This window comes from Burkholderia sp. HI2714 (genome assembly GCF_002223085.1).
Lineage (GTDB): Bacteria > Pseudomonadota > Gammaproteobacteria > Burkholderiales > Burkholderiaceae > Burkholderia > Burkholderia lata_D.
On sequence record NZ_NKFM01000024.1, the window covers coordinates 59425 to 84359 of the forward strand.

25 protein-coding genes are annotated in these 24935 nt (G+C 68.6%); 10 read left to right on the top strand and 15 right to left on the bottom strand.

Going from position 1 to position 24935, the window contains the following annotated elements:
- Window positions 1-102 precede the first annotated feature (102 nt).
- The 15 genes from CFB82_RS13050 to CFB82_RS13115 all read right to left on the bottom strand — a co-directional run bounded on the left by CFB82_RS13050 (window position 103) and on the right by CFB82_RS13115 (window position 15922).
- Window positions 103-513: a group II truncated hemoglobin gene (locus CFB82_RS13050; protein WP_089446124.1), complete on the bottom strand. Its 411-nt coding sequence runs from the start codon at window positions 511-513 to the stop codon at window positions 103-105.
- Window positions 514-556: 43 nt separating this feature from the next.
- Entirely contained in the window at window positions 557-3172 is a 2616-nt protein-coding gene (locus tag CFB82_RS13055; protein ID WP_179255402.1) for an ABC transporter permease, read from the bottom strand.
- Window positions 3169-3786, bottom strand: a complete 618-nt coding sequence (locus tag CFB82_RS13060; protein ID WP_069248492.1) for a DUF4126 domain-containing protein — start codon at window positions 3784-3786, stop codon at window positions 3169-3171. Before CFB82_RS13060 ends, CFB82_RS13055 begins: the two co-directional genes overlap by 4 nt.
- Window positions 3787-3996: 210 nt before the next feature.
- Window positions 3997-4317 (bottom strand): quaternary ammonium compound efflux SMR transporter SugE, encoded by a 321-nt coding sequence (gene sugE, locus CFB82_RS13065; RefSeq protein ID WP_069248493.1) that lies wholly within the window; start codon window positions 4315-4317, stop codon window positions 3997-3999.
- A 138-nt stretch (window positions 4318-4455) separates the two neighbouring features.
- On the bottom strand, window positions 4456-4740 hold the full coding sequence (locus CFB82_RS13070; protein WP_069248494.1) for a DUF333 domain-containing protein: 285 nt from the start codon (window positions 4738-4740) through the stop codon (window positions 4456-4458).
- Window positions 4741-4898: 158 nt separating this feature from the next.
- On the bottom strand, window positions 4899-5597 hold the full coding sequence (gene kdpE, locus CFB82_RS13075; RefSeq protein WP_069248495.1) for a two-component system response regulator KdpE: 699 nt from the start codon (window positions 5595-5597) through the stop codon (window positions 4899-4901).
- Window positions 5590-8433, bottom strand: coding sequence for a DUF4118 domain-containing protein (locus CFB82_RS13080; RefSeq protein ID WP_089446127.1), 2844 nt, complete (start codon window positions 8431-8433; stop codon window positions 5590-5592). The genes kdpE and CFB82_RS13080 overlap by 8 nt, the downstream gene beginning before the upstream one ends.
- Before the next feature lie 162 nt (window positions 8434-8595).
- Complete coding sequence (gene kdpC, locus CFB82_RS13085; protein WP_069248497.1) at window positions 8596-9177, bottom strand: potassium-transporting ATPase subunit KdpC; 582 nt, start codon at window positions 9175-9177, stop codon at window positions 8596-8598.
- Window positions 9178-9202: 25 nt separating this feature from the next.
- Window positions 9203-11287: a potassium-transporting ATPase subunit KdpB gene (gene kdpB / locus CFB82_RS13090; protein WP_089484351.1), complete on the bottom strand. Its 2085-nt coding sequence runs from the start codon at window positions 11285-11287 to the stop codon at window positions 9203-9205.
- Window positions 11288-11341: 54 nt separating this feature from the next.
- Window positions 11342-13147 (bottom strand): potassium-transporting ATPase subunit KdpA, encoded by a 1806-nt coding sequence (gene kdpA, locus CFB82_RS13095; protein ID WP_089484352.1) that lies wholly within the window; start codon window positions 13145-13147, stop codon window positions 11342-11344.
- Complete coding sequence (gene kdpF / locus CFB82_RS13100) at window positions 13144-13236, bottom strand: K(+)-transporting ATPase subunit F (protein WP_006752209.1); 93 nt, start codon at window positions 13234-13236, stop codon at window positions 13144-13146. The genes kdpA and kdpF overlap by 4 nt, the downstream gene beginning before the upstream one ends.
- A complete protein-coding gene (locus CFB82_RS43970) occupies window positions 13233-13355 on the bottom strand; it encodes a hypothetical protein (RefSeq protein ID WP_256093628.1) in 123 nt (40 codons plus the stop codon). Before CFB82_RS43970 ends, kdpF begins: the two co-directional genes overlap by 4 nt.
- Before the next feature lie 184 nt (window positions 13356-13539).
- Window positions 13540-14514 carry a quinone oxidoreductase family protein gene (locus CFB82_RS13105; RefSeq protein ID WP_089484353.1) on the bottom strand — a complete coding sequence of 325 codons (975 nt, stop codon included), beginning with the start codon at window positions 14512-14514 and terminating at the stop codon, window positions 13540-13542.
- A 178-nt stretch (window positions 14515-14692) separates the two neighbouring features.
- On the bottom strand, window positions 14693-15085 hold the full coding sequence (locus CFB82_RS13110) for a methylglyoxal synthase (protein ID WP_011352738.1): 393 nt from the start codon (window positions 15083-15085) through the stop codon (window positions 14693-14695).
- A gap of 57 nt (window positions 15086-15142) precedes the next feature.
- Window positions 15143-15922, bottom strand: a complete 780-nt coding sequence (locus tag CFB82_RS13115; protein ID WP_089484354.1) for an SDR family oxidoreductase — start codon at window positions 15920-15922, stop codon at window positions 15143-15145.
- A gap of 230 nt (window positions 15923-16152) precedes the next feature.
- Between CFB82_RS13115 and upp the strand changes: the two genes are divergently transcribed.
- The 10 genes from upp to CFB82_RS13165 all read left to right on the top strand — a co-directional run bounded on the left by upp (window position 16153) and on the right by CFB82_RS13165 (window position 24472).
- A complete protein-coding gene (gene upp / locus CFB82_RS13120) occupies window positions 16153-16803 on the top strand; it encodes a uracil phosphoribosyltransferase (RefSeq protein WP_011352740.1) in 651 nt (216 codons plus the stop codon).
- A 217-nt stretch (window positions 16804-17020) separates the two neighbouring features.
- Window positions 17021-17749 (top strand): YebC/PmpR family DNA-binding transcriptional regulator, encoded by a 729-nt coding sequence (locus CFB82_RS13125; protein ID WP_011352741.1) that lies wholly within the window; start codon window positions 17021-17023, stop codon window positions 17747-17749.
- A gap of 104 nt (window positions 17750-17853) precedes the next feature.
- Window positions 17854-19131 carry a phosphoribosylamine--glycine ligase gene (purD, locus tag CFB82_RS13130; RefSeq protein ID WP_039370477.1) on the top strand — a complete coding sequence of 426 codons (1278 nt, stop codon included), beginning with the start codon at window positions 17854-17856 and terminating at the stop codon, window positions 19129-19131.
- Window positions 19132-19249: 118 nt separating this feature from the next.
- Window positions 19250-20173 (top strand): oxygen-dependent coproporphyrinogen oxidase, encoded by a 924-nt coding sequence (hemF, locus tag CFB82_RS13135; protein WP_089484355.1) that lies wholly within the window; start codon window positions 19250-19252, stop codon window positions 20171-20173.
- On the top strand, window positions 20170-20901 hold the full coding sequence (locus tag CFB82_RS13140; RefSeq protein WP_089484356.1) for a nicotinate-nucleotide adenylyltransferase: 732 nt from the start codon (window positions 20170-20172) through the stop codon (window positions 20899-20901). Before hemF ends, CFB82_RS13140 begins: the two co-directional genes overlap by 4 nt.
- A gap of 4 nt (window positions 20902-20905) precedes the next feature.
- Window positions 20906-21352: a ribosome silencing factor gene (rsfS, locus tag CFB82_RS13145; protein ID WP_089484357.1), complete on the top strand. Its 447-nt coding sequence runs from the start codon at window positions 20906-20908 to the stop codon at window positions 21350-21352.
- 25 nt (window positions 21353-21377) lie between these two features.
- Complete coding sequence (rlmH, locus tag CFB82_RS13150; RefSeq protein ID WP_011352746.1) at window positions 21378-21848, top strand: 23S rRNA (pseudouridine(1915)-N(3))-methyltransferase RlmH; 471 nt, start codon at window positions 21378-21380, stop codon at window positions 21846-21848.
- Window positions 21849-21899: 51 nt separating this feature from the next.
- Window positions 21900-22532: a Maf family protein gene (locus tag CFB82_RS13155; RefSeq protein WP_069248506.1), complete on the top strand. Its 633-nt coding sequence runs from the start codon at window positions 21900-21902 to the stop codon at window positions 22530-22532.
- A gap of 7 nt (window positions 22533-22539) precedes the next feature.
- Window positions 22540-24009: a ribonuclease G gene (gene rng / locus CFB82_RS13160; protein ID WP_011352748.1), complete on the top strand. Its 1470-nt coding sequence runs from the start codon at window positions 22540-22542 to the stop codon at window positions 24007-24009.
- A gap of 127 nt (window positions 24010-24136) precedes the next feature.
- A complete protein-coding gene (locus CFB82_RS13165; protein WP_039370464.1) occupies window positions 24137-24472 on the top strand; it encodes a YggL family protein in 336 nt (111 codons plus the stop codon).
- The last annotated feature ends 463 nt before the right edge of the window (window positions 24473-24935 follow it).

The following is a 24935-nucleotide window of genomic DNA, read 5'->3' on the forward strand; positions in this document are numbered from 1 at the left end:
GGCGAGCCTCGTATCGATTGGGAAAGCGGCCAGTGTCGCGCCGCGCGGCGCGCGCGCCCAGACGCAGATCGCCCCGCGCGCGGGCGGCGGCGTACCGGTCGATCAACCGGGCCGGTTGCGCATCCAGTCGGCCGTGTCGTAGAACGAATGCATGAGCCGCTCGCGCAGCGGCTCGGGCAGCCCGATGTCCTCCATCGCCCACGCCATGCAGCGCAGCCACTGGTCGCGCTCGACCGACGCGATCGGGAACGGCAGGTGCCGCGCGCGCAGCCGCGGATGGCCGAACCGGCTGATGTAGTGGTCGGGGCCGCCGAGCCACCCGCACAGGAACCAGAAAAACTTGTCGCGCGAACCGTCGAGCGATGCCGGGTGCAGCGCGCGAATCTGCGCGAACTCGGGCTCGAGGTCCATCAGGTCGTAAAAGCGGTCCACCATCTCGCGCACGCGGGCTTCACCACCCACGAGCTCGAACGCCGTCGGTTGCGACGGCGCATCGTCATTCACATCGGTCATACGGATAGTCGGAAAACGGGATCTTCGGGGCTGCCGGCGACGCTCATGCGTCGCGCAGCGACTGCAGCGCGGGGCGCCGCAGCACATTATGCAGGCTCAGCCAGCCGGCCGCACCGGCGCACGCGACGCCGGCCGCGATGCCGGCCGGCACGAGCCACGGATCGACGGCGAGCTGGAAGTCGAACACGCGCGACGCGAGCACCCAGCCGACCGCGATCGCGCCCGCCGATGCCAGCGCACCAGCCAGCGCGCCGACCACGACGAACTCCGCGCGCTGCACCGCGTTGACCTGCGCGCGCGACGCGCCGAGCGCGCGCAGCAGCGCGGCCTCACGCACCCGCTCGTCGCGCGTGCCGGCAAGCGCCGTGTACAGCACGAGCACGCCGGCCGCGAGCGTGAACATGAACAGGAACTGCACCGCGCCGACCACCTGCAGCATCATCCGCTGCAACTGCGCGAGGATCGGTGCGACGTCGATCGCGGTCAGGTTTGGATAGCGTGCGATCAGCGGATCGAGCAGCGCGGCATTCGATGCCGGCAAATGGAAGCTCGTCAGGTACACGGCCGGGAAATCCTTCAGCACGGGCGGCGGCATCAGCACGAAGAAATTGACGCGGAACGAACCCCAGTCGAGCTTGCGCACGCTGGTGATCGGCGCATCGACCGTCAGCCCCGTCACGTCGAAGCGCAGCACGTCGCCCGGCTTCACGTTCAGCGTCTTCGCCAGGCCGGCCTCGATCGAGATCTGCGGCGTCGCCGCGGTGCCGAACCAGTCGCCTTCGATGATCCGGTTGTCGGACGGCAACTGGGTCGTATAGGACAGGTTGAACTCGCGGTCGACGAGCCGGCGCGCCTCCTCGGACGGGTATGCGTCCGGATTCACCGGCTTGCCGTTGATCGCAACGAGGCGGCCGCGCACCATCGGCTCGGGCACTGCGTCGCGCACGCCGTGCGCGGCCAGATAGGCCGCGACGTCGGCGCGCTGGTCGGGCTGGATGTCGATCAGGAACTGATTCGGCGCATCGGGCGGCGTCGACTGCTGCCAGCCCGCGACGAGGTCGTTGCGCGTGATCGCGATCAGCAGCAGGCACATCAGGCCGAGCGCGAGCGCGGTGATCTGCAGCGCGCTGGCCGTGCCGCGCCGGTGCAGCGACGCGAGCGCGTAACGCCAGCCGACGCCCGCGGCCACGCGCGCGTTGCGCACCGCACGCGCGGCGGCGAACAGCACGAGCCGCGCGATCAGCGCGAAACCGACCAGCGCACCGGCGAAACCGCCCGCGACGATCAGCCCGAGTTTCAGGTTGCCGGCGGCGGCAATCAGCAGCCCCGCGAACAGCACGACGCCGATCGCATACGCGGCCCACGCCGTGCGCGACGCATCGCCCCACTCGCGCCGCAGCACGCGCACCGGCGGCACGCGCGTGAGCGGCACGAGCGGCGGCAGCGCGAAGCCGAGCAGCAGCACCAGCGCGGCGCCCACGCCGATCAGCGCCGGCCACGGCGTAGGGGGCGGCAGCACCACGTCGATCAGGCCGCCGAGCGCGGCCAGCAATGCCCAGTGGCCGCCGTAGCCGAGCATCGCGCCTGCGGCGCCGGACACGATCCCGATGCCCGCGAATTCGAGTGTGAACAGCGCGCCGAGCGTGCGGCGGCTCACGCCGAGGCAGCGCATCGTCGCGCAGCCGTCGAGGTGGCGCCGCATGTAGCGCTGCGCGGCCATCGCGATCGCGACCGCCGCGAGCAGCGCGGTGAGCAGTGCGACGAGCGTCAGGAAGTGGCGTGCGCGATCCAGCGTCTGCCGCACCTGCGGCTGGCCTTCCTGCAACGACTCGAGACCGGCGCCGCGCAGTTTCCCGCCGTCGACACGTGCGTGCGCATACGCTTCGAAACGCGCGACGGCCTGCTGGTCGCCGGCGACCAGCAGCCGGTACGTGACACGGCTGCCGTAGCCCGTGAGCCCCGTCGCCGCGAGTTCATCGGCGCGCATCATCAGCCGCGGCGAAAAATTGACGAAGGAAAAACCGCGATCGAGTTCGCGGGAGATCGACGCGGCGACCTTGAACGTGCGCAGCCCGACGCGCACCGTGTCGCCCGCCTTCAGGTGCAGCGCATCGAGCAGCGCCGGATCGGCCCATACGGTGCCGGGAGCGGGAATCGCTGCCGCCTTCTGCGCGGTGGCCGCGCCGGCCGGCAGGATCTCGACCGCGCCGCGCAACGGATAGCCGGGCGACACGGCCTTCACGGCCGCGAGGCGCGAGGGCGCCGCGTCGGTCGCCTGCCCGCCCGCGGCGGACGCGATCATGCTCGGGAAGATGGCGGTCGTCGCGGTACGCAGGCCGAGTGCGCGGGCCTGCTGGTCGAACGACGGATCGACGGGGCGATCGGCCCGCACGACGAAATCGGCGCCGAGCATCTGGCGCGCGTCCCGCTCGAGCCCCTGGCGCAGCCGGTCGGCGAGGAAGCCGACGCTCGTCAGCGCCGCGACCGCGAGCACCAGCGCAAGGACGAGCAGCGTCAGCTCACCCGCGCGCCAGTCGCGCGCGGTCATGCGGGCGGCCTGGCGGATCAGGTCGCGCAGGCCGAAGCGGCCGGCATGCGCGTTCACCTCATGGCCGGGTTGCCCGGCCGGCGGCTGCGCCGCGTGTTGCCGCCCCTTCAATCGCGCTTCCCCCCGATCGAGTTGAGCCGCGACACCATGTGGTTCGCCATGCCGCGAAAGCCGCCCGACACACCGCGCCACAGGCGCGGGAGCGCCCATGCGGACGCCGCGATGAAGGCGGCAAGCAGCACGAGGAACGCGAGCGGAACGAAGAACGCGAGCACGAGCCCGCCGACCACGAGGCCGTCCTCGGTCGATGAGGCGATCCAGTTCGAAATCGGTTCCGGCGACAGGTTGATCATCGCGCGCGTGCCGGCCTTCGCCACGTGTGCGGCACCGGCGAGCGAGCCGCCCGCGAGCCCCGCGACCGCGAGCATGGTCGGATCGGCATGGCCGAGCGCGCCGGCCGCGAGCACGGCGCCGGCCGGAATGCGGATGAAGGTGTGCACGGCATCCCACAGCGAGTCGAACGCGGGGATCTTGTCGGCAAGGAATTCGGTGACGGTGAGCACGGCCGCGGCACCGATGACCCACGGCGACATCAGGACGGCCAGCGTGTCGGGCAGGTGGAGCCAGCCGAACCGCGCCAGCACGCCGGCGATCAGCACGGTCAGGTACAGGCGCAGGCCGCTCGCCCACGCGAGCCCCGCGCCGAGCGAAATGGCTTCGATCATGGCCCTCTCCTTGCACTTTCCGTGCGATTTGCCGATTGATCGGATCGGGTCGGACAGACTGGCCGCGCGGCGCGTGGCGACCGGCACCGCGTGCTGCGAGAAGCACGACGGTATTCAGGCCCGAATGCGTTCCATTATAGACAGGCTAGGCGCACGGCCGGCGCAATTCCGCAGTGCGGCACCGGGCGCGTGCGCACCTGGGTGCCGTCGTCAGGCCGCAGACGACAGCTTGAGGCCGATCAGCCCCGCGACGATCAGCGCGGCGCTCGCGACGCGCGCGACGGTCAGCGCCTCGCCCATCATCACGATGCCGAACACGAACGCACCGACCGCGCCGATGCCCGTCCACACCGCGTACGCGGTGCCGAGCGGCAGCTGTCGCATCGCGACCGCGAGCAGCCCGAAGCTGGCCAGCGCCGTCACGATCGTCAACACCGACGGACCGAGCTTCGTGAAACCGTCCGACGATTTCATGCCGGCCGCCCAGGCCACTTCCAGTAATCCGGCAATGAACAACCATACCCACGCCATCTCGACGTACTCCGTATCGGATGGGGCCGTCCCCGTTGAAGCGAATGACCCGGGGTCGTCCCCGGGCGGCGCCGAGTATAACAAGATGCTTACGGACGCGGCGCGCGGCCGATCGGGGGCGCGACCGGCCGGGCCCGGTCAGTTCGACGCGCGCTTCGGTGTGACGCCGCCGACGCAGCGGTCGTCGCGGTACAGCGCCCACTCCTCGCACACGCGGCCATCCTTGAACACGCACATGCCGACCTGCCCGCTCGACAGGCTGCGGATCGTGTGGCGGCCGCCGAGCTTGGCGCAATTGACCGACGCGGGATTGGCCATCGCCTGCTGCTGCGACGACGGTTGCTGCCCGGGCGGCAGCGGTTGGGCGAACGCGCCGGGCGCAACAAGCGCCAGCGCACAGATGACGACCAGACGGACGGACATTGCACGCTCCTCGTTTTCGCTCGCGGAACGGTCAGGATAACGGGGAATGAGCGCCGGGTGTGCAACGCGCACGCCGGCCGCGAGACTGTCGCGCCGACGCAACCCTGCCGGCACGCGACGTCACGCGCCCGGGTGCCGCTGCGACCCGGCGACGCCCGTCATGCGGCGCCGACCAGCCGGTAACCGACGCCCGTCTCGGTCACGATGTGCTCGGGCTGCGCCGGGTCGCGCTCGAGCTTCTGGCGCAGGTGCGCCATGTAAATCCGCAGATAGTGGTGGCTTTCGACGTGCGACGGCCCCCACACGTCGCGCAGCAGCTGGCGGTGCGTCAGCACGCGCCCCGCGTGCCGCACGAGCGTCGCGAGCAGCCGGTATTCGAGCGGCGTCAGGTGCACGATCTCGTTGTCACGCCACACCTGGCGCAGCGCGAGATCGACGGTCACGGTGCCGAAGGTCACCTTCGGCGACTCGTTCGCGCCGCCCTGGTTGCGCCGGCGCAGTTGCGCGCGGATCCGCGCGCGCAGTTCGGACACGCCGAACGGCTTGGTCAGGTAATCGTCGGCGCCCGCGTCGAGCGCCGCGACCTTCTCTTCTTCCTGCGTGCGCGCGGACAGCACGATCACCGGCACCTCGGACCAGCCGCGCAATTCCCGGATCACGTCGAGGCCGTCGGTATCGGGCAGGCCAAGGTCGACGATCACGAGATCGGGCTTGCGCGTCGCCGCGTCGATCAGCCCCTGCTTGCCCGTCTCGGCCTCGAACACCGCGATGTCCTCCTCCTCGAGCGCGGCGCGCACGAAACGGCGGATCTGCTTTTCGTCCTCGATCAGGACGACGGTCAGGCTGGGTTCACTCATGATCTGGCAATGATTCGGATGGGGACGACGCACCCGGCACTTCGGGTTCGTCGTCGGGTACGGCAGGCGCGGCCGGCGGTGTCTCGACCGGCAGCGTGAACCAGAAACGCGCGCCCGTCACGTGGCCGTCGGGTGCCGTCCGGTTGAACGCGCCGATTTTACCGCCGTGCGCTTCGACGATCGCGCGGCAGATCGCCAGGCCGAGGCCGATGCCCGGCGTCGCCGATTCCTTCTCGCCGCGCGTGAACTTGTCGAAGATCCGCGTTTCCATCCCGGCCGGCAGGCCGGGACCGTAATCGTCGACGAGCACGCGCACGAACGGCAGCCCGTCGTCGGTCACGCGCTCGGCGCCGATGTCGAGCGGCGTATCGGCCGGCGTGTACTTCGCCGCATTCTCGAACAGGTTGGTGAACAGACGCTCCATCAGCACCGCGTCCATCTGCAGGAGCGGCAGGTCGGCCGGCAGCACGACGCGCGCCGGATGGCGCGCAAGCACGCGCTTGCAGGCGGCGAGTGCGGCGCCGACGGCTTCCTCGAGCAGCGACCACTGGCGCTTCAACTGCAGGCTGCCGGCCTGCAGCCGCGCCATGTCGAGCAGGTTCGTGACGATGCCCGTCATCCGCAGCGCCTCGTCGTGGATCGCATCGACGAGTTCGCCCTCGCGCTGCGCGAAGCGTTCGGCCGCCGCGGCGTCGCCGCCCTGCGCGGCCGCGCGCCCGTTCGCGAGCATCGACGAGAAGCCGACGATCGTCGTGAGCGGCGTGCGCAGGTCGTGCGAGATCGCCGACAGCAGCGAGTTGCGCAGCCGCTCGGATTCCATGTTGACGAGCGCGTCGCGCGCGATCTCCACGTAGTGCACGCGTTCGAGCGCGAGCGCGATCTGCGCGGCGAACGCGTCGAGCATCCGCTGCTGCTCCGGCACCTCGAGTTCACGCGGCTCGCGTGATGCGACCGCGAGCACGCCGCGCGTGCGCATCGGCGCCTTCAGCGGCAGGTACAGCGCGGCCGTCGCGGGCAACGTATCGGTGCCGCGGCCGGCCGGCTTCTGCTGGTCGTACACCCACTGGCCGACGTCGCTGTCGAGATCGGCGCCCGTCAGCGTGACGGCCGCATCGGGCTCCTCGATCTTCTGGCGCACCTTGTCCGCGCTGTCGGGCAGCAGGAAGGCGACGCGCGCGCGGAACACCTCGCCCACGTGACGGCTGCCGATCTCGACGATCTGCTCGGTCGTCAGCGCCGCGCCCAGCTCGCGCGCCATCGCGTAGATCGCGCCGGTGCGGCGCTCGCGGCGCTGCGCGACGCTCGCCTGGCGCGTCAGCGTCGACGTCAGGTGGCTGATCACGAGCGACGTCAGCAGCATTCCGAAGAAGGTCAGCAGGTATTGCGTGTCGCTGACCGAAAACGACATGCGCGGCGGTACGAAGAAGTAATCGAACGCGGCCACCGACAGGAACGACTGCAGCACGCCCGGGCCGCGCCCGAGCCGCACCGCCGAAAACACGACGCCGAGCAGGTACAGCATCACGAGGTTCGTGAGGTCGAGCCGCTCGGACACGAGGCTCGCGACGACCGTGATCGCCGCGCAGATCGCGGCCGCATACACGTAGTGCCGCGGCGGCGAACGGTGCGTGCCGAACTGCGCGAACGCGTCGCGCCAGTCGCGCGCACGCGCGTCGAGCGGTGCCGCGCGCGCCTCGTCGCTCGCGGACGCCCGGATCAGCATCAGGTCGACGTCGCCCGCGCGTTCGGCAAGCTGCTCGCCGAACGGCCGCACGAAGCGGCGCACGAGCCCGACCTTCGGTGAGCCGCCGGCGACGATCTTCGACACGTTGCGCACCTTCGCATAGCCGATCAGCGCGGCGACCGCGTCGGCGCCGGCGAGCGTGGCCGTCTCCGCACCGAGCTCGGCCGCGAGCTTCAGCGCGTCGAGCGTGCGCTGCCGGCGCGCAGCGGGCAGCCGCTGCAGGCGCGGCGTTTCCACATAAACGGCGATCCAGTCGGCCTTCAGGCTCGCGGCGAGCCGCGCGGCCGCCCGCACGAGCGTCGGCGCTTCAGGGCCCGGGCCGACGCACACGAGCAGCCGCTCGCGTGCCTGCCAGATGCGCTGGATCGAACGATCGGCGCGATACTCGCGCATCTGCGCGTCGACGCGGTCGGCCGTGCGCCGCAGCGCCAGTTCGCGCAGCGCAATCAGGTTGCCCTTGCGGAAGAAGTTGCGCACCGCGCGCTCGGCCTGCTGCGCGAGATAGACCTTGCCGTCGCGCATCCGCTCGAGCAGTTCCTCGGCCGGCAGGTCGACGAGCGTGACTTCGTCGGCCGCGTCGAACACGCGATCGGGCACCGTCTCCCACACGCGGATGCCGGTGATCGCGCCGACCACGTCGTTCAGGCTTTCGAGGTGCTGGACGTTGACGGTCGTGTAGACGTCGATGCCCGCGTCGAGCAGTTCGTACACATCCTGCCAGCGCTTCAGGTGCCGCGCGCCCTGCACGTTCGAATGCGCGAGTTCGTCGACGAGGATCAGTTGCGGCTGGCGCGCGAGCGCGCCGTCGAGATCGAATTCGGCGAGCGTGCGGCCGCGATAGTCGATGCGCGCGAGCGGCAGCACGTCGAGGCCGTCGAGCAGTGCGGCGGTTTCGCTGCGCCCGTGGGTCTCGACGATGCCGACGACGACGTCCACGCCTTCCTGCAGGCGCTGGCGCGCGGCCTGCAGCATCGCGTAGGTCTTGCCGACACCGGCCGATGCGCCGAAGAAGATCTTGAGCTGGCCGCGCCGCTGCTTTTCTTCGTCACGCTGCAGCTTGTCGAGGAGTTGGTCTGGATCGGGACGATTCATGCGTCAGAAAGGCGGAGCGCCCGGATGCGCGCGAGTACGAGCATTGTTGTTCCAAATCGCCGCAAAAGGCAAAGACGGCGCACGCGCCGTCGGGAAAAAGCGCGTCCGGCGCGGATCGGGCCGCGCCGGACGCCGGTTGCCGTCGGAAGCCCGGGCGCGCGCTCAGTGCGCGGCCTGTGCCGCGTCGAGCGCGAGGTTCAGCTGCAGCACGTTCACGCGCGGTTCGCCGAGCACGCCGAACTGGCGGCCCTTCGTGTTCGCGGCGACGAGCTGCGCGACCGCGTCGGGCGCCAGGTTGCGCGCCTTCGCGACACGTTCGACCTGGTATGCGGCGGCGGCCGGCGTGATCTCCGGATCGAGGCCGCTGGCCGACGCCGTCACGAGGTCGACCGGCACGGGCTTCGACATGTCGGTGCCCGCGTCGCGCAGCGCGGCGATGCGCCCCTTCACCTGATCGGCGAGCGACGGGTTCAACGGGCCGAGGTTCGAGCCGCCGGAGCCGGTCGCGTTGTACGGCATCGGCGTGGTGGCCGACAGCCGGCCCCAGAAGTACTTCGGCGCATCGAACGACTGGCCGATCAGTGCGGAGCCCACCGCCTTGCCGTCCTTCTCGATCAGGCTGCCGTTCGCCTGCGACGGGAACACGGCCTGGCCGAACACGGTCATCACGGCCGGGTAAGCGAGCCCCGTCACCGCGGTCAGCACGACAAAGATCACGACGAGCGGACGAATCAACGTTTTCATGATGTTTCCTTCAAATACGGCCGGCTCAGGCCCAGCCGAGTGCAGCGAGCGTCATGTCGATCAGCTTGATGAACGGGAACGGCAGCAGCACGCCGCCGAGGCCGTACACCAGCAGGTTGCGGCGCAGCAGCGATGCGGCGCCGAGCGGCCGGTACGTGACGCCCTTCAGCGCCAGCGGAATCAGCGCGACGATGATCAGCGCGTTGAAGATCACCGCCGACAGGATCGCCGACGCCGGCGACGTCAGGTGCATGATGTCGAGCACGCGCAGCTGCGGGTACGTCGTCACGAACGCGGCCGGGATGATCGCGAAATACTTCGCGATGTCGTTCGCGATCGAGAACGTGGTGAGCGACCCGCGCGTCATCAGCATCTGCTTGCCGATCTCGACGATCTCGATCAGCTTCGTCGGGTTCGAGTCGAGGTCGACCATGTTGCCGGCTTCCTTCGCCGCCTGCGTGCCGGTGTTCATCGCCACGGCGACGTCGGCCTGCGCGAGCGCCGGCGCGTCGTTGGTGCCGTCGCCGGTCATCGCGACGAGGCGCCCTGCGGCCTGGTGTTCGCGGATCGTCGCGAGCTTGGTTTCCGGCGTCGCTTCCGCGAGGAAATCGTCGACGCCCGCTTCCGCCGCGATCGCCGCGGCCGTCAGCCGGTTGTCGCCCGTCACCATCACGGTCTTGATGCCCATCTTGCGCAGTTCCGCGAAGCGCTCCTTGATGCCGCCCTTCACGATGTCCTTCAGCTCGATCACGCCGAGCACGCGCGCCGCCCCTTCATGCAGGTCGGCCACGACGAGCGGCGTGCTGCCGCGGCGCGCGACTTCGTCGACCACGCGGCGCACTTCTTCCGGGAAGCGGCTGCCGTGCGTCTCGACGTAATTGCGGATCGCATCGGCCGCGCCTTTGCGGATTTCACGGCCCGGGAGGTCGACGCCGCTCATCCGCGTCTGCGCGGAGAAGCCGATGAACGTCGCGTGCAGTTGCCCCATGTCGCGCTGGCGAATGTTGAAGCGCTCCTTCGCGAGCACGACGATACTGCGGCCTTCCGGCGTTTCGTCGGCGAGCGACGACAGTTGCGCGGCATCGGCCAGCGCTTCCTCGGTCACGCCCGGCGCCGGCACGAACGTCGATGCCTGGCGGTTGCCGAGCGTGATCGTGCCGGTCTTGTCGAGCAGCAGCACGTCGACGTCACCGGCGGCTTCCACCGCGCGGCCCGACGTCGCGATCACGTTCGCCTGCATCATCCGGCTCATCCCGGCCACGCCGATCGCGGACAAGAGGCCGCCGATCGTCGTCGGGATCAGGCACACCAGCAGCGCGACGAGCGCGGTGATCGTCACCACGTGGCCGGCCTTCATCGCTTCGACCGAGAACATCGAGAACGGCAGCAGCGTCGCGGTCGCGAGCAGCATCACGATCGTCAGCGCGACGAGCAGGATCGTCAGCGCGATCTCGTTCGGCGTCTTCTTGCGCTTTGCGCCTTCGACCATCGCGATCATCCGGTCGAGGAACGCCTCGCCGGGGTTCGCGGTGACCTTGACCACGATCCAGTCCGACAACACGCGCGTGCCGCCCGTCACCGACGAGAAGTCGCCGCCCGATTCGCGGATCACCGGCGCGGATTCACCGGTGATCGCCGATTCGTCGACCGACGCGACGCCATCGACCACCTCGCCGTCGGCCGGGATCACGTCGCCGGCCTCGACCAGCACGACGTCGCCTTTACGCAGCTCGGTCGCGGTCGTGATGCGGATCGGCGACTTCGGATGCGGCTCGTTGAGTTTCTTCGCCATCACGTCTTTCTTCGCGCTGCGCAGCGACGCGGCCTGCGCCTTCGAGCGCCCTTCGGCGAGCGCTTCGGCGAAGTTCGCGAACAGCACGGTGAACCACAGCCACAGCGCGATCGCGAGGATGAAGCCCGCGGGCGCCTCGGCCTGGCCGGCGAGCGCCGCGATCCACAGAATCGTGGTCAGGATGCTGCCGACGTACACGCAAAACATCACCGGATTGCGGAACTGCGTGCGCGGCGTGAGTTTCTTGAACGAGTCCACGATCGCCGGACGCAGCAGCGCCGGATCGAACATGGACCGTGTTGCGGAATGTTGAGTCATTGCGATCTCTTCAATCTCTTCAGTCTTTTCAATGTGTCGCCATGCGGGCGCGCATCACGCACCCAGCCACATCATCAGGTGCTCGACGCCCGGGCCGAGCGCAAGCGCCGGCACGTAGGTCAGCGCGCCCACCAGCAGCACGGTGCCGAGCAGCAGCACGACGAACAGCGGACCATGCGTCGGCAGCGTGCCGCTCGTCGCCGCGATGCGCTTCTTCGCGGCGAGCGAGCCGGCGATCGCCAGCACCGGCACGATCGTGCCGAAGCGGCCGAACCACATCGCGATCGCGGTCGTCCAGTTGTAGAACGGCGTGCCGACCGTCAGGCCCGCGAACGCGCTGCCGTTGTTGTTGGCGGCCGAGCTGAACGCGTACAGGATTTCCGAGAAGCCGTGCGGGCCCGGGTTCGCGATGCCGGCCTTGCCTGCATCGGCGAGCACGGCGATCGACGTGCCGACCAGCACCAGCAGCGGCGTGAGCAGCACGACGATCGACACCATCTTCATCTCGTACGATTCGATCTTCTTGCCGACGTATTCCGGCGTGCGACCGATCATCAGGCCGGCGACGAACACCGCGAGCAGCGCGAACACGAGCATCCCGTAGAGGCCGGAGCCGACCCCGCCGTAGATCACTTCGCCCAGCTGCATCAGCAGCATCGGCACGAGGCCGCCGAGCGGCGTCAGCGAATCGTGCATCGTGTCGACCGCGCCGCACGACGCGGCCGTCGTCGCGACCGTGAAGATGCCGGTCTGCGCGATGCCGAAGCGTGTTTCCTTGCCTTCCATGTTGCCGCCAGGCTGCAGCGCGCTCGCCGACTGGTCGACGTGCAGCGCGGCGAGCGTCGGGTTGCCGCCCTGCTCGGCGCTCACCTCGAAGCCGATCGCGATCACGAACGCGACCGTCATCGCCGCGAGCACGGCGATGCCCTGCCGGCGGTCGCCGATCATGCGGCCGAACACGAGACACAACGCGGCCGGGATGATCAGGATCGCGAAGATCTGGATGAAGTTCGCGAACGGCGTCGGGTTCTCGTACGGGTGCGCGGAGTTCGCGTTGAAGAAGCCGCCGCCGTTGGTGCCGAGCATCTTGATCGCTTCCTGCGATGCGACCGGGCCCATTGCAAGCGTCTGCTTCGTGAGCGGGGTCGGCACCGTCACCGGGTTGCCCTTGTCGTCCTTCACCGGATTGCCCTGCGCGTCCAGCTTCGGCGCCGCATAGGTGCTCGTCTGCAGCACCGGCACGTCCTGGTACGACTTCATGTTCTGGATCACGCCCTGGCTCATCAGCAGCGCGGCGATGATCACCGACATCGGTACGAGCACGTACATCGTCACGCGCGTCAGGTCGACCCAGAAGTTGCCGATCGTCTGCGCGGTATGACGTGCGAAACCGCGGATCAGCGCGATCACGACGACGATGCCGGTTGCCGCCGACAGGAAGTTCTGCACGGTCAGGCCGAGCATCTGCGTCAGGTAGCTGACGGTCTGCTCCGGCGTGTAGTCCTGCCAGTTCGTGTTGGTGACGAAGCTGACGGCCGTGTTGAACGCGCCGTCGACCGTCATCGCACCGTACTGCTGCGGGTTGCCGGGCAGGAAGCCCTGCAGGCGCAGCAGGCCGTAGAGGAACAGCGCGCCGAGCGCGTTGAACGCGATCGTCGCGATCGCGTACTGCTTCCAGTTCATCTCGCTGCCGGCGTCGACGCCGGCGATGCGGTACAGCGCGCGCTCGAGCGGCCCGAACACGCGCACGACGCGCGAACTGCCGTCCATCACCGCGGACAGATAGCGGGCGACCGGCACGGCCGCTGCCAGCAGCACGACGATGAAGAGCAGCGTCTGAAAGAGATTGTTCGCGTTCATTCGATGTCCTCCGCGCGCAGCAGCGCAAAGACGAGATACGCGAACAGCAGGGCCGTCGAGGCGCCCGCCAGCCAAAGCATCCAGGTCATGCTCGCCCCCCGCGACCGTATTGCACGAGCTTGTCGCAACCGGCAATCAAACCGAGGATCAGCGCGGTGAAGAGCACCAGTGCGCCGATAAATACCCCATCCATTTTTCTGTTCTCCATCGTCGAAATCAGACGACTAGAACCTTATGGGAACGCACGTAAAGGACGGGTCAAAGGTATCGGGGCGCGTATAAAAAACGCGTAAACGTGGCATTCGGGGGAGGCCGGCAGGAACCGGGAGGCGGGACGGACGGCGCCGCCCGGACAAGCGCGTGCCGGCATGGCGCCGGCACGGGGAGGCAGGTCAGGGAACGAGGATCGTCGAACCGGTGGTCTTGCGCGCTTCGAGATCGGCGTGCGCGCGGCCGACTTCCGCGAGCGGGTAGCGCTGGTTGATGCTCGTCTTCACCTTGCCCGACAGCAGCACGTCGAACAGCTCGGCGGCCGCGGCTTCGAGATCGGCGCGCTTCGCGATGTACGAGAACAGCGTGGGGCGCGTAAAGAACAGCGAGCCGCGCGACGAGAATTCCTTCGAGTCGATCGGCGGCAGCGGGCCCGACGCGTTGCCGAAGCTGACGAAATAGCCGAGCGGCGCGAGGCAGTCGAGCGAGCCGATGTAGGTGTCCTTGCCGATCGAGTCGTAGACGACCGGCACGCCTGCGCCGTTCGTGATCTCCTTCACGCGCTGCGTGAAGTTCTCGCGCGTGTAGACGATCGGATGGTCGCAACCGTGCGCCTTCGCGAGCGCGGCTTTCTCGTCGGAGCCGACCGTCCCGATCACGGTCGCGCCGAGCGCCTTCGCCCACTGGCACACGAGCAGGCCGACGCCGCCGGCCGCCGCGTGGATCAGGATCGTGTCGCCGGCCTTCACCGGATACGTGCGGCGCAGCAGGTAGTGCGCGGTCAGGCCCTGCAGCATCACCGACGCCGCGTCGTCGTAGCTGATGCCGTCCGGCAGCTTCACGAGCCGCTCGGCCGGCATCACGCGTTCCTGCGCGTATGCGCCCGGCGGCTGTCCGACGTACGCGACGCGGTCACCCGCCTTGACCGTGGTCACGCCTTCGCCGACGGCCGTCACCTCGCCTGCCGCCTCCATCCCGAGACCGCCCGGCAGCGCTTGCGGGTAAAGGCCGGTACGGAAATAGACGTCGATGTAGTTGAGGCCGACCGCGTGCTGCCGGATGCGGACTTCGCCCGCCTTCGGTTCGCCGACCTCGACATCGACCCACTTCATCACGTCCGGGCCGCCCGGCTGGTCGTATCGGATTGCTTTCGGCATCGTTTCGCTCCTCGTTTCTGATTCTGTCAGGGAAAAATCCGGGTCGCCGATCCGCGGAGCCGGCCGGTTCATGCGGGAACGGGGCAGCAGGCGCGCGTCGCGACGTACGATTCTCGCGCGCCGCGGCCATCCGCGCATGGCCCTGCCGCCAGCAGGGGCAATCGGGCGCGGGCGGCCTTTAGCAAACGTCCTGCATGTTGCGCGCCAGATCGTCGAGCAGCATCCGCGCGGTGGCAACGTTGGTCGCGACCGGCACGTCGTGCACGTCGCAGGCGCGCACGAGCGCGGTGATGTCGGGGTCGTGCGGCTGCGCGGTCATCGGGTCGCGCAGGAACACGACGATGTCGATGCGGCCGTCGGCCAGTTCCGCACCGATCTGCAGGTCGCCGCCGAGCGGCCCCGACAGCTTGCGCTCGACCTCGAGCCCGTGCGCGTCCGCGATGCGGCCGCCGGTCGTGCCGGTCGCCACCAGCCGGCATTGCGCGAGCGTCGCGCGGAATTCGCCCGCGAGCGCGACGATCTCGTCCTTCTTCGCGTCGTGCGCAATCAATGCGATGCGGGGTTTGCTCATCTCCGTTTCCTTCGTCGTTCGGTTGTCGTGTTGTCGTCGTGAATCGAAAAGCGTGGGTCAGAACGTACCCGGATACGCGCCGCCGTCGAGCAGCCAGTTCTGCCCGGTGATGTAGCCGGCGTGCACGCTGCACAGGAACGCGCACGCCGCGCCGAATTCGGCACGCGTGCCGAGGCGGCCGGTCGGGATGTCCTTCGTGCGCCGCGCGCGCATCTCGTCGACGCTCACGCCCTGCGCCTTCGCCGACGCGGCGAGCGTGGTCGCGATCCGGTCGGTGTCGAACAGGCCCGGCAGCAGGTTGTTGATCGTCACGCCCTGCCCCGCGACCTTGCGCGACAGCCCCGCGACGAAGCCGGTCAGCCCCGAGCGCGCGCCGTTCGACAGCGCGAGCACGTCGATCGGCGCCTTCACGGCCGAACTCGTGATGTTGACGATCCGGCCGAAGCCGCGGCCGATCATCCCGTCGACGGTCGCGCGGATCAGCTCGATCGGCGTCAGCATGTTCGATTCGAGCGCGCGGATCCAGTCGTCGTGCGAGAAGTCGCGGAAGTCGCCGGGCGGCGGGCCGCCGGCATTCGTCACGAGAATGTCCGGCTGCGGGCACGCAGCGAGCGCGGCCGCGCGCCCGTCCGGCGTCGTGATGTCGCAGGCGACCGCGGTCACCGACACGTTCGCGCCGGCGCGGATCTCCTCCGCGGTTTCCTCCAGCGTGTCGCGCGTGCGCGCGACGATCACGAGGTTCACGCCCTCGGCGGCCAGCGCTTCCGCGCAGCCGCGACCGAGCCCCTTGCTTGCCGCGCACACCAGCGCGGTCTTTCCTTCGATGCCGAGATCCATCGTCGATTCCTTGGTGGCGACACGCGCCGGCTCGGCCCCGTCGCCCGGCGCACGGACCCCGGACGGGTCAGGCGGGCAATCGGGCGGGCGCGGGCGCGCGGATTGTCGTGAGACGTCGATATTATCCGGATCATGTGGCGCGCCTTGGTAAAATTGCCGACATAAGCGCGCGGCCGGCTTGCGCCCGCCACCGCCCCCGATCCTCTTTTGCCGCCAAGGCGCCCCCCGTCATGAAACAGGACAGCCGTTTCCCGAATCTCTTCATCACCGATCACCCGCTGATCCAGCACAAGCTCACGCACATGCGCGACAAGGACACGTCCACGCGCACATTCCGCGAGCTGCTGCGCGAAATCACGCTGCTGATGGGTTACGAGATCACCCGCAACCTGCCGATCACGACCAAGCGGGTCGAAACCCCGCTCGTCGAGGTCGACGCGCCGGTGATCGCGGGCAAGAAGCTGGCGATCGTGCCGGTGCTGCGCGCGGGCATCGGGATGTCGGACGGCCTGCTCGACCTGGTTCCGTCCGCCCGCGTCGGCCACATCGGCGTGTACCGCGCCGACGACCACCGCCCGGTCGAATACCTGGTGCGCCTGCCGGATCTGGAAGACCGCATCTTCATCCTGTGCGACCCGATGGTCGCAACCGGCTACTCGGCCGTGCACGCGGTCGACGTGCTGAAGCGCCGCAACGTGCCGGCCGCGAACATCATGTTCGTCGCGCTGGTCGCCGCCCCCGAAGGCGTGCAGGTGTTCCAGGACGCGCACCCGGACGTGAAGCTGTTCGTCGCGTCGCTCGATTCGCACCTGAACGAGCACGCGTACATCGTGCCGGGCCTCGGCGACGCGGGCGACCGCCTGTTCGGCACCAAGAACTGAGCCCCCGTACGGCCGCGCGGCGCGCGGCCCGGCTCGCGACGGCCCGCCTGGCCGTCCGGCCATGCGCGGCGGCCCCGATCCGGCGGTCGCCGCGTGATAAAATCTCGATCCACTCGACACGCGCGGCCCCGCGGCTTCATGCCCGCCGAAACGGCCGCCGATTCAACGACACATTGAAACAATCGCCCGCGCTGTGCGCCCGGGCACGGAGAAAGGTATGGCTGGTCATTCGAAATGGGCCAACATCAAGCATAAGAAGGCAGCGGCCGACGCGAAGCGCGGCAAGATCTGGACCCGCCTGATCAAGGAAATCCAGGTCGCGGCGCGCCTCGGCGGCGGTGACGTCAACTCGAACCCGCGCCTGCGTCTCGCAGTCGACAAGGCGGCCGACGCGAACATGCCGAAGGACAACGTCAAGCGCGCGATCGATCGCGGCGTCGGCGGCGCGGATGGCGCGAACTACGAGGAAATCCGCTACGAAGGCTACGGCATCAGCGGCGCGGCGATCATCGTCGACACGCTGACCGACAACCGCACCCGCACGGTCGCGGAAGTCCGCCATGCGTTCTCGAAGTTCGGCGGCAACATGGGTACCGACGGCTCGGTCGCGTTCATGTTCGATCACGTCGGCCAGTTCCTGTTCGCACCGGGCACGTCGGAAGACGCGCTGATGGAAGCCGCGCTCGAAGCCGGCGCGAACGACGTGAACACGAACGACGACGGCTCGATCGAAGTGCTGTGCGACTGGCAGGCATTCTCGGCGGTGAAGGACGCACTCGAAGCCGGCGGCTTCAAGGCCGAGCTCGCCGAAGTGACGATGAAGCCGCAGAACGAAGTCGAATTCACCGGCGACGACGCGGCGAAGATGCAGAAGCTCCTCGACGCGCTCGAGAACCTCGACGACGTGCAGGACGTGTATACGAACGCCGTCATCGTCGAGGAATGATGTGCCGGCCGCCGTGTTCCTGTCGCGGCGGCGGCCCGACCGAATCCGCGGCCGGCGCGCCTGAGCGTGCCGGCCGCCCTGTTTTCTAGTCTGCGGGGAATCCCATGAAACTACTCGTCGTCGGTTCCGGCGGCCGCGAACATGCGCTGGCGTGGAAGCTCGCGCAGTCGCCGCGCGTCCAGATGGTCTACGTCGCGCCCGGCAATGGCGGCACGGCGCAGGACGAGCGCCTGAAGAACGTCGACATCACGGCGCTCGACGAACTCGCCGATTTCGCGGAACGCGAAGGCGTCGCGTTCACGCTCGTCGGGCCGGAAGCGCCGCTCGCGGCCGGCATCGTCAACCTGTTCCGCGCACGCGGCCTGAAGGTCTTCGGCCCGACCCGCGAAGCCGCGCAGCTCGAGAGCTCGAAGGATTTCGCGAAAGCGTTCATGAAGCGCCACGGCATCCCGACCGCCGAGTACGAAACGTTCTCCGACGTGGCCGCCGCGCATGCGTACATCGACGCGAAGGGTGCGCCGATCGTCGTGAAGGCCGACGGCCTCGCGGCCGGCAAGGGTGTCGTCGTCGCGATGACGCTCGAAGAAGCGCACGAAGCCGTCGACATGATGCTGTCGGGCAACAAGCTCGGCGATGCCGGCGCGCGCGTCGTGATCGAGGAGTTCCTCGATGGCGAGGAAGCGAGCTTCATCGTGATGGTCGACGGCAAGCACGCGCTGGCGCTGGCGTCCAGCCAGGACCACAAGCGCCTGCTGGATGAAGACCGCGGCCCGAACACCGGCGGCATGGGGGCGTATTCGCCCGCGCCGATCGTCACGCCGCAGATGCACGCACGCGTGATGCGCGAGATCATCATGCCGACCGTGCGCGGGATGGAGAAGGACGGCATCCGCTTCACGGGCTTCCTGTATGCGGGCCTGATGATCGACAAGGAAGGCAATCCGCGCACGCTCGAGTTCAACTGCCGGATGGGCGACCCGGAAACGCAGCCGATCATGGCGCGCCTGAAGAGCGATTTCTCGAAGGTCGTCGAGCAGGCGATCGCGGGCACGCTCGACACGGTCGAGCTCGACTGGGACCGCCGCACCGCGCTGGGCGTCGTGCTGGCCGCGCACGGCTATCCGGACGCGCCACGCAAGGGCGACCGCATCAACGGAATCCCGGCCGAGACCGAACAGGCCGTCACGTTCCATGCAGGCACGACGCTCGACGGCGACAAGCTGACGACGTCCGGCGGCCGCGTGCTGTGCGTGGTCGGCCTCGCCGATTCGGTGCGCGAAGCGCAGCAGCATGCGTACGAGACGATCAACCAGATCAATTTCGAAGGCATGCAGTACCGCCGCGACATCGGCTTCCGCGCGCTCAACCGCAAGAGCGCCTGACGTGGCAATCGCCGCCCCGCCCACGCGCGGCGGCGGACTCTCTGCCGGGGTTCGTTAGAATGCCCGGCAGAGGCCTTTTTTACGGCCCCCGCTTCGGGCGGGGGCACCCAGTCCAGACATGACCGATTCGACCTACGACGTGGCGCGCGTGCGCACGTACCTCCAGCGCCTGCAGACACGCATCGCCGACGCGCTCGGCGCGCTCGACGGCACGCCGCTCGCGACCGACGCATGGCAGCGCGGGCCGGCCGAACGCCTGCGCGGCGGCGGCTGCACGCGGATTCTCGAAGGCGGCCGCGTGTTCGAACGCGCGGGGATCGGCTTTTCCGACGTCGCGGGCGATGCGCTGCCGCCGTCGGCGAGCGCGGCGCGCCCGCAGCTCGCGGGCCGCGGCTTCGAGGCGCTCGGCGTGTCGCTGGTGCTGCACCCGCGCAATCCGTACTGCCCGACCGTACACATGAACGTGCGGATGCTGATCGCGACGAAACCGGGCGAGGAGCCCGTGTTCTGGTTCGGCGGCGGCATGGATCTGACACCGGTTTACGGTTTCGAGGATGACGCCCGGCATTTCCACCAGACTTGCAAGGGCGCGCTCGACCCGTTCGGCGTCGAGCTCTACCCGCGCTTCAAGAAATGGTGCGACGAGTATTTCTTCCTGAAGCACCGCAACGAGATGCGCGGCATCGGCGGGATCTTCTTCGACGATTTCTCGGAGCCCGGTTTCGAACGCTCGTTTGACATGATGCAAAGCGTCGGCGACGCGTTCCTGCACGCCTACCTGCCGATCGTCGAACGGCGCGCCGAGCTGCCGTATGGCGAGCGCGAGCGCGACTTCCAGGCGTACCGCCGCGGCCGCTATGTCGAATTCAACCTCGTGTTCGACCGTGGCACGCTGTTCGGCCTGCAAAGCGGCGGCCGGACCGAGTCGATCCTGATGTCGATGCCGCCGGTCGCGAACTGGCGCTACAACTGGCAGCCCGAGCCGGGTTCGCCGGAGGCGCGCCTGTACAGCGACTTCCTCGTGCCGCGCGACTGGGTCTGACCCTGCTTCAAGACAAGGACGCGTTTCTGGACACCACCGCCCGCCCCGCCCCGCTGCCGCGTCGTATCGGCTTGCTGGGCGGCACTTTCGACCCGATCCACGACGGCCATCTCGCGCTCGCGCGCCGGTTCGCCGAACTGCTCGGCCTGACCGAACTCGTGCTGCTGCCCGCCGGGCAGCCGTACCAGAAGCGCGACGTGTCGGCCGCCGAGCATCGGCTCGCGATGACGCGCGCGGCCGCCGGCTCGCTGTCCGTGCCGGGCGTGACCGTGACCGTCGCCACCGACGAGATCGAGCACACCGGCCCGACCTACACGGTCGAGACGCTCGCGCGCTGGCGCGAGCGGATCGGCCCGGACGCGTCGCTGTCGCTGCTGATCGGCGCCGACCAGCTCGTGCGCCTCGATACGTGGCGCGACTGGCGCACGCTGTTCGACTACGCGCACATCTGCGTGTCGACGCGCCCGGGGTTCGACCTCGGCGCGGCGCCGCCGGAGGTCGCGCAGGAAATCGCCGCGCGGCAGGCCGGCGCCGACGTGATGAAGGCCACGCCGGCAGGCCACCTGCTGATCGATACGACCCTTTCGTTCGACATTGCCGCGACCGACATCCGTGCGCACCTGCGCGAATGCATCGCACGCCATGCGCAAATGCCCGACGCGTCGGCCGAACATGTGCCGGCCGCCGTATGGGCCTATATTCTTCAACATCGCCTCTACCATTCCTGAATCCATGGATATTCGCAAACTGCAGCGCGTGATCGTCGACGCCCTCGAAGACGTCAAGGCGCAAGACATCAAGGTGTTCAACACCAGCCACCTGACCGAACTGTTCGACCGCGTGGTCGTCGCTTCGGGCACCTCCAACCGCCAGACCAAGGCGCTCGCGTCGAGCGTGCGTGACAAGGTCAAGGAAGCCGGCGGCGACATCGTCAGCTCCGAAGGCGAAGACACCGGCGAATGGGTGCTCGTCGACTGCGGCGATGCGATCGTGCACATCCTGCAACCGGCCCTGCGCCAGTACTACAACCTCGAGGAAATCTGGGGCGACAAGCCCGTGCGGATGAAGCTCGGCGGCGGCAAGGGGAACGGCTTCGCCCAGGCCAGCGAAGGCGACGAGGACGAAGAGGAAGCCGCGCCCGCGCGCCCGGCCCGCAAGACGGCCGCCCGCCGCCGTTGAGCCCCGCGTCGTTACGCGTCTCCCGATGAAGCTTTTCATCCTTGCGGTCGGCCACAAGATGCCGGGCTGGATCGCATCCGGCTTCGACGAATACACGAAGCGGATGCCGCCCGAGCTGCGCATCGAGTTGCGCGAGATCAAGCCCGAACTGCGTTCGGGCGGCCGCAGCGCCGAAAGCGTGATGGCGGCCGAGCGGCAGAAGATCGAGGCCGCGTTGCCGAAGGGCGCGCGCCTCGTCGCGCTCGACGAGCGCGGCCGCGACTGGACCACGATGCAGCTCGCGCAGGCGCTGCCCGGCTGGCAGCAGGACGGCCGCGACGTCGCGTTCGTGATCGGTGGTGCCGACGGGCTCGATCCCGAACTGAAAGCGCGTGCCGACACGCTGCTGCGCATCTCGAGCATGACGCTGCCGCACGGGATGGTGCGCGTGCTGCTCGCCGAACAGCTTTACCGGGCGTGGAGCATCACGCAGAATCACCCCTACCACCGCGCATGACGTGTCGTCCTCGAGACGCGCGCCACGCGCGCACACCGAGATAACGACACCATGCCGTCCAGCACGCCCCCCGCGCTTTTCCCGATCCTTTACCTCGCTTCGCAAAGCCCGCGCCGCCAGGAGCTGCTGCAACAGATCGGCGTACGCTTCGAGTTGCTGCTGCCGCGCCCCGACGAGGACGCCGAGGCACTCGAGGCCGAACTGCCCGGCGAAGCTGCCGATGCCTACGTGCGGCGCGTGACCATCGCCAAGGCCGAGGCAGCGCGTGCACGCCTCGTCGCGAGCGGCAAGCCGGCCTCGCCGGTGCTGGTCGCCGATACGACCGTCACGATCGACGGCGCGATCCTCGGCAAGCCGGCCGACGCCGACGACGCGCTCGCGATGCTGACCCGCCTCGCGGGCCGCGAACATGCGGTGCTGACCGCCGTCGCCGTGATCGATGCCGACGGCGAACTGCTGCCGCCCGCGCTGTCGCGCTCGTCGGTGCGCTTCGCGGCCGCGTCGCGCGACGCATACGCGCGCTACGTCGAATCGGGCGAGCCGTTCGGCAAGGCCGGCGCGTACGCGATCCAGGGGCGCGCCGCCGAGTTCATCGAGCGAATCGACGGTTCCCATTCAGGTATCATGGGTCTGCCCCTTTTTGAGACTGCCGCGCTGCTCCGCACCGCGCGCGTCGCCTTCTGAACCCACCATGAACGAAGAAATCCTGATCAACCTCACGCCGCAGGAAACGCGGGTCGCACTCGTCCAGCAAGGCGCGGTGCAGGAGCTTCACGTCGAGCGCACGCTGTCGCGCGGGCGGGTCGGCAACATCTATCTCGGCAAGGTCGTGCGCGTGCTGCCCGGCATGCAGTCGGCGTTCATCGACATCGGCCTCGAACGCGCGGCATTCCTGCACGTCGCCGACATCTGGCATCCGCGCCTCGCGGGCGAGCCGCAGTCGGGCACGCCGCACCAGCCGATCGAGAAGATCGTGTTCGAAGGCCAGACGCTGATGGTGCAGGTGATCAAGGATCCGATCGGCACGAAAGGCGCGCGGCTGTCGACGCAGGTCAGCATCGCGGGCCGCACGCTCGTCTATCTGCCGCAGGAGCCGCATATCGGCATCTCGCAGAAGATCGAGAGCGAGGCCGAGCGCGAGGCCGTGCGCGCGCGCCTGACGGCCGTGATCCCGGCGGACGAGAAAGGCGGCTACATCGTGCGCACGATCGCCGAGGATGCCACCTCCGACGAGCTCGCCGGCGACGTCACGTACCTGCGCAAGACGTGGGCGACGATCGTCGCCCAGGCACAGCGGCTGCCGGCGACGAGCCTGCTGTACCAGGATCTCGATCTCGCGCAGCGCGTGCTGCGCGATTTCGCGAACGACGACACGACGCGCATCCAGGTCGATTCGCGCGAGACGTACCAGCGCCTCTCGGAATTCGCGGGCGAATTCACGCCGGCCGTGAGCCCGAAGCTGCACCACTACACGGGCGAGCGTCCGCTGTTCGACCTGTACAACATCGAGACGGAGATCCAGCGTGCGCTGTCGCGCCGCGTCGACCTGAAGTCGGGCGGTTACCTGATGATCGACCAGACCGAGGCGATGACGACGATCGACGTGAACACGGGCGGCTACGTCGGCGCGCGCAACTTCGACGACACGATCTTCAAGACCAACCTCGAGGCCGCGCATACGATCGCGCGGCAGCTGCGGCTGCGCAACCTCGGCGGGATCATCATCATCGACTTCATCGACATGGAGAACGCCGAGCATCGCGACGCGGTGCTGTCCGAGTTGAAGAAGGCGCTGTCGCGCGACCGCACGCGCGTGACGGTCAACGGCTTCTCGCAGCTCGGGCTCGTCGAGATGACGCGCAAGCGCACGCGCGAATCGCTCGCGCACGTGTTGTGCGAGCCGTGTCCGACCTGCCAGGGCAAGGGCCAGGTGAAGACGTCGCGCACCGTGTGCTACGACATCCTGCGCGAGATCCTGCGCGAGTCGCGGCAGTTCAACCCGCGCGAATTCCGCGTGATCGCCGCGCAGCAGGTGATCGACCTGTTCCTCGACGAGGAGTCGCAGCATCTCGCCATGCTGATCGACTTCATCGGCAAGCCGGTGTCGCTGCAGGTCGAATCGAACCTGAGCCAGGAGCAGTACGATATCGTGCTGATGTAACGTTCCGTCCATCCGCCGCCGGCATCGCCGCGCGGCGCTTCGATGCGGCGCCCGGGCCGCCCGCGCATGTCGCGCCGGCACCCGCCGCCGCCCTTTCACCCTACCCTTTTCGCATTCACCACACACCATGAGCCAAGGCCACAACCGCCGCCAGCGCAAGAAACTCCACATCGGCGAATTCCAGGAACTCGCGTTCAACGCCACCGCGCATTACCGCAACGAAATGACCGACCTCGAGCGCGGCGAACTGATCGACGCGTTCATCGACTTCGTGGAAGCGAACGGGCTGCTGACCGTCGCGTCGGCGGACGAAGGCATCGGCGCTTACGTGATTTCCGGTGCACCGCGCGGCACGACGACCGACGCCGACCGCGAGCTCGTGCGCGGCTGGCTGGCCGCACGGCCGGAACTGTCCGACGTCAAGGTCAGCGAATTCACCGACGCGTGGTACCCGGAAGCCTGAGTTTCCGGCTTCACGCCCCTCGTGCAGCGCCCGCGCCTGCCCGCCGCCATGGCGGGTGAGGCCGGCGCCGCCCCGCTCCCCCCGCCTCGCCTGCGCATCCTCTTCCGCCATCGCGCGACATCCGCGCCACCGGCACCGACTCACACGATTTCCGCCGCGTCGACAGTGATTACCCCGATTTCGGCAGTGAATCGGACGCTTACTTCAATTTAACGTTGCTTAAAAGACGTCTCGCGCCGGCGGACCTACTCTGATCGCCAGGAATCCGATATTTTCCAGTGCGATCGGCAAGCAAGACGAAAGAATGCAAACCGCTCGCCCGACAGATGCTCCGGATTCCGGTACGGGCGAAAACGCGACACGGCGACAGGTCAATCAGGGAGACAACCAACGATGCGCCAGCCGCTTCCCCATCGCAGCGACACATTGACGCACGCGAAGGCCGCCTGACCCACTCTCCAAC